This window comes from Bacillus sp. AY2-1 (genome assembly GCF_008368965.1).
Lineage (GTDB): Bacteria > Bacillota > Bacilli > Bacillales > Bacillaceae_G > Bacillus_A > Bacillus_A thuringiensis_S.
Window position 1 is genome coordinate 1 of sequence record NZ_QPEL01000096.1, and the last position, 4,860, is coordinate 4,860.

The following is a 4,860-nucleotide window of genomic DNA, read 5'->3' on the forward strand; positions in this document are numbered from 1 at the left end:
TTTTTATTCTTTATCTAAAGTTTATTAAAAAGAAAAAGGCTGATAAAAAAATATTTATAACTATGGTAACTTCCATTATTGTATTTCTTATTACAGTCATTTCAACTATATATGTGCTTGAGTGGGACAAAAAACAAGAAAAAAAGAAGCATGAAATGTGTCAAAAAGGCAATATATCGTATTGTAATAAATATAATACCAAAGTAGTCTTAGACAATCTGAAGAATGCAGACGGTATAATGTACATCACTGCATTTACAAAAGAATATAATATGTACCGTGAAATATATAAACCTGATAAATGGAAAATTCAGCAAATTGGAATTGAACATTACTTTGAGTATATATTTGGGGATATATTATACACTGACGATAAAAAAATCGGTATTACATATAAAAATGAAGGTACTGGTAGTATGTACGCAAAAATTATTGATAAAAGAATATTAAATTCTAAGCAAGATGTTAAAGATTTCAAAGAAAATATAGATAAATTATCTTTTAAAGTTAATAAAGAAAAAGAAGAGGCTGAAAAAGAGAAAAAAAGACAACAACAAGAGAAGGCACTAGCAGAAAACGAAAAAAGAGAAGAAGAATTACGTCAAAGTTATGAGAGACTACAAAAACTCGAAGATGCTTATATTACATTAGGTGAATTTCAACAATTGCAGTTGGGCATGACATATGAGGAATGTATAAAACTTATTGGTGGTGAAGGGAAGTTAACCTCCGAAAGTTATAATTATAAAATATATGAATTTGAATCTTTATCTGGTAAAGGTATCGCACTACTAAGCTTTTATAACAATAAATTAGAATCTAAAACACAAAATGGTTTAAAGTAGTTTTTATTTTTTAGTGTTTTATACCTGAATCCTTAAAATCACTCTTTATAAGCTGCTCCTTTTTCTTCTATAAAAGGAGCAGTATTTATTTATATACAGACCGCTAAGAGCACAATTTTGTGGTCACATCCCCTCCTCTTATCAACCCCTACTTACATTTTCAATAATCTCTCGTAGAAACAAAGGTACAGATAAAAAAAGACCTCCTAAAGGAAGTCCATTTTTAATTACATAGTGTTATTGGCGGTTCAAGTATTTGTTCTCCACTTACTTTTCCTTGATAGCTCTTAGAATTGAACCAGTTGCGATTAACATTGTACCCGCTACAAAGAATGACGCACTAAGTACAAAGAAACCTGTAAGTACATTTGTATTGATAATATAATTATACGCATCTCCGCCTACGTAGGCATATTTATTTGAATCGGTATATATTTCAGAATTTTGATATCCTCCGAGTCTATCAAATCCTAAGAAAAGTAATACTGCTGAATGAATGTAAAAGATAATTCCCCAAATTGTCCATTTTTTTGTTTTCACGATAATTCTCCTTTTTGTGTCTATTGCTAATTAATTTATTTATTTATTTATACAGTTTAATTGTTTCTTATTGGAATGTAAATCATATTAATCTCGACTTTCTTAACCTCAACATCTATTCCTAGCTTATCAACTTCTGATTTTAATTGATTCTTACTATCAACAAGGTTTAAAATTTCTTAAAACTCTGTCCTTCTATTGTCAAGTTTCTTTCGCTCAGCTTCCACACTCTCATATTTCTTTCTCGGACACTCAACATTTCCATACCATGTGTCTGAACCAACCTACGCCTACCCTCTCCAAAAGTCCTCCTCCGATTGTGAAAATCCCCCTCTACATCAAAAAAAGAATGAATCTCCTCATTCCCCTTACCATTATACAGACAGCTAAGAACATTATTTTGTGGTCACAAATGGTCACAGAACTTACAATAACCATTGCTTTTTTAATAGAATTTCGTTTATATAAACCCTTAAAAACCCCTTTAAACCAACGTTTCTCCCATAGCTCAGCAGGGAGACCACCACCTTGACAGGGTGGAGGTCGTGAGTTCGAGCCTCTCCGGGGTCATACAAAAGAGAGTCGCAAATCCTTATTTCCCAAGGGATTGCGGCTTTTTATTTTGTTTTGAATTTATTAAAGTTCAATACAGTGGGCTGAGTGGCGACGAATTTGGCGACCAGTTGGTGATAGTAGATACCGTTGTTACATCTAGCGTCAGCCGAATAAAGTTTTGTTTAGTTTCTCCGCTGCTTCTTTTTGCATGTTCGGTAACACATGTGAGTATGTATCTAACGTTAAACTCACTTTACTATGACCTAAACGTTCCGCTACAATCTTTGGATTTATTCCTTCTAGTAAGAGTGAAGTAGCGTGTGTATGTCTAAGATCATGAAATCGAATGTCAGGCACGTTAGATTTTTGAATCAAGCCTTTAAATGTCCTTAATAAATTTCTAGGGCTTAGAACAGTTCCCCGACACGTACATATTACTAGAACATGATCTACATACTCAGTTCCCGCTTTTAATTTTTCTCGCATTATACTCACCTTATGTTTTTTCAAGACAGGGAAAGTATTGGATAACAAGGTAATAGAACGAATACTTGATACAGTTTTTGCACCTGTTAAAAACTCTTTCCCGTCATGACTTAATGTTTGTACAATATGAACAATTCCTTTTTCTAAATCTATATCTTTCCATCTTAAACCTAATAGTTCCCCTTGCCTCATTCCTGTTGTAACAGCTAGGTGAAAAGCTATATAGTATCTGCTATCTCTTGAAACCTTCAAGAAGGCTTTTACTTCCCCTACATTCCAGACATTCATTTCCTTCCTCGTAACGCGAGGGAGTTCTACATGGGATAACACGTTCTTAGGAATTAAATCTAGGTCTACAGCCTTTTTAATAGAATTATTTAGAATGTTATACACCTTTTTAATGGTAGCACTAGAACGTCCTTTATCAATAAGTGAATTGATAAATCTTTGAATTAGTATAGTAGTTATTTTAGATAAAGGATACTTCCCTAAGAAAGGGAGAATATGATAGCTGATATAAGTTTCATAGTTTTTAGCAGTTTGTTTCCCGATTTGCTTCTGTTTTGTTTGAAACCAATCTAGTAAGTACTCTTAAAACAGTATATTAGACGATTCAATATACGTTTCAGCTGCAAGTTCATTTAATAGTACTGCTAGTGCCTTTTCCGCTTCCCGCTTTGTTTTAAATCCCCTCTTCTTCTTTCTTGTTCTCTTACCCGTAATAGGATCAGTCTTTATCGTTACTTCATACAGCCAATTCTGACCGTCTTTTCTTACAGAACCTTTCATAGCAAACATCCCTTCATGATGCCCTCTAAAGCCATGAATGTTCCCTGTACACTTAATAAGTTATTGAATTTGTACCGTACTGTCAATCACTAAAGAGTATGTTTTTTAATAAAGATGTCCTAAAACGATAGATAGCTGCAAGTTTAAATGTGTAGGGGTTACTAACTACAAAATTTGAAGAAAGGAAGGTGAACGTAACTATTGTTAAAGGTAACGAGATTATATTCATGGAAATGTCACTGCGAATTTACGAGATTTTTTATAATCCACTGTCCTAAAAATGTTTAAAAATGCTAGTTCTATAAGTGTAGGGTGAAAATTCCCTGCATCTTTTTAATTAAAAAATTTAAATGTAACTGTCCCAAAAAGATGAGAAACTGCAAGTTATCCCTATGAAAGGTGATATAAAACGAGGTGAATTTATGACAACGATTATTCCTAAACAATCACTAGCCACACATGATGTAACAAAACGATTTGAAAAAGTCTCTACAGATATTTTCTATTATGTTCAATTAGGATTGATAAAGCCTTTTGATATAACACTGTATATCAAATACCTTGAATTATTTAATAACGAATACGGCTACGCTTATCCAACAATTTATCAGTTGGAGGAATATTTGAATTGTAGTAGGCAAAGTATCGTTAGTGCTAATAAACGTTTAATAGATGCTGGACTGCTAATTATTAAAAAGCATAAGAATAACAACAATATTTATTTTCCTTTGCAGCCACACACGAATGAGGATTTAGAAAAACAAGTTCCTGAACTACTTATTCAATTAAATAAACGAAGGGAGAAAATTTATGGTTTAGCAACTGCAGATAGATATAGACTTGAAAATTTATTTAAATTGTAAAGTCCCTAACGTGTGTGACTAACATAATTGGTATCAATAAATTTAGATTTGCATTCGTTAGAAAAGACTTATTTAGTCGGCTGAAATATAGCCGTTATGCAGACTTAATAAACATACTTAGATATACAAACTTAAATATATCTATAAAAACGAGACTAATATATTAGCTATTCTAATACTAGTAAAGGAGAAAGAAATAATGTACTTAAGAGAAGAACAAGAGACAATTATCAATATCCATGAGGAAAGCGGCGAAATCACGTTGTATACCTGTGCACAACGATATGTAATAAAGGTAATGGAAGTGGCTGATAAATATCAGTTACCAATTGTACTGAGAGATGTCATAGATGGATTTCCTCAGCCAATAGAGATGAAAACTAAATCTATTCAAGCAGTAATCCATGTCTTAGGTGCCTAGACAGAGTGTGTAAAAATGTGCAATTTTAAATATTCGCATAGCCCCCACCCTATGGGGGACGGGGGGTACAGTATATTAGTCTGGTTCTTGCACAATATACACAATGGGTTTGAAAACTTTTTATGCACAAGGCAGAATATAAAGTAAAATATAAATAAGGAGGTATAATATGAAATCTGCTAAAGATACGGCTATGATGGATTTATACATGCTAAATAGAATTGTACTGTCTTGTGGAAAAAATGATGAATTTTGTTCGGCGTTTAACTTTGTTTTATTAAGAGATTATTGTTTAGTGTTCGAAGAAATGAATAACGCTTTTAGTCACCCTATACAAATAGATAGAAATATAAATAGAATT

5 protein-coding genes and 1 pseudogene are annotated in these 4,860 nt (G+C 32.4%); 4 read left to right on the forward strand and 2 right to left on the reverse strand.

The features are described 5' to 3' along the window. Window positions 1-845: hypothetical protein (locus DN403_RS31260; protein WP_179958942.1), on the forward strand; the 845-nt coding region annotated here is incomplete at its 5' end. Between the two features lie 267 nt (window positions 846-1,112). On the opposite strand, the gene DN403_RS21170 is transcribed toward DN403_RS31260, so the two are convergent. Then, on the reverse strand, window positions 1,113-1,385 hold the full coding sequence (locus DN403_RS21170) for a hypothetical protein (RefSeq protein ID WP_149185723.1): 273 nt from the start codon (window positions 1,383-1,385) through the stop codon (window positions 1,113-1,115). A gap of 717 nt (window positions 1,386-2,102) precedes the next feature. Next, a pseudogene (locus DN403_RS32355) lies at window positions 2,103-3,215 on the reverse strand (site-specific integrase). 422 nt (window positions 3,216-3,637) lie between these two features. Here DN403_RS32355 and DN403_RS21180 point away from each other — a divergent pair. From DN403_RS21180 to DN403_RS21190, 3 genes are all read left to right on the forward strand, one after another. Further along, a complete protein-coding gene (locus DN403_RS21180) occupies window positions 3,638-4,078 on the forward strand; it encodes a helix-turn-helix domain-containing protein (protein WP_149185724.1) in 441 nt (146 codons plus the stop codon). 199 nt (window positions 4,079-4,277) lie between these two features. Beyond that, on the forward strand, window positions 4,278-4,499 hold the full coding sequence (locus DN403_RS21185; protein ID WP_149185725.1) for a hypothetical protein: 222 nt from the start codon (window positions 4,278-4,280) through the stop codon (window positions 4,497-4,499). 169 nt (window positions 4,500-4,668) lie between these two features. Continuing rightward, window positions 4,669-4,860 (forward strand): hypothetical protein (locus tag DN403_RS21190; RefSeq protein WP_149185726.1); only part of this gene is annotated, 192 nt, incomplete at its 3' end.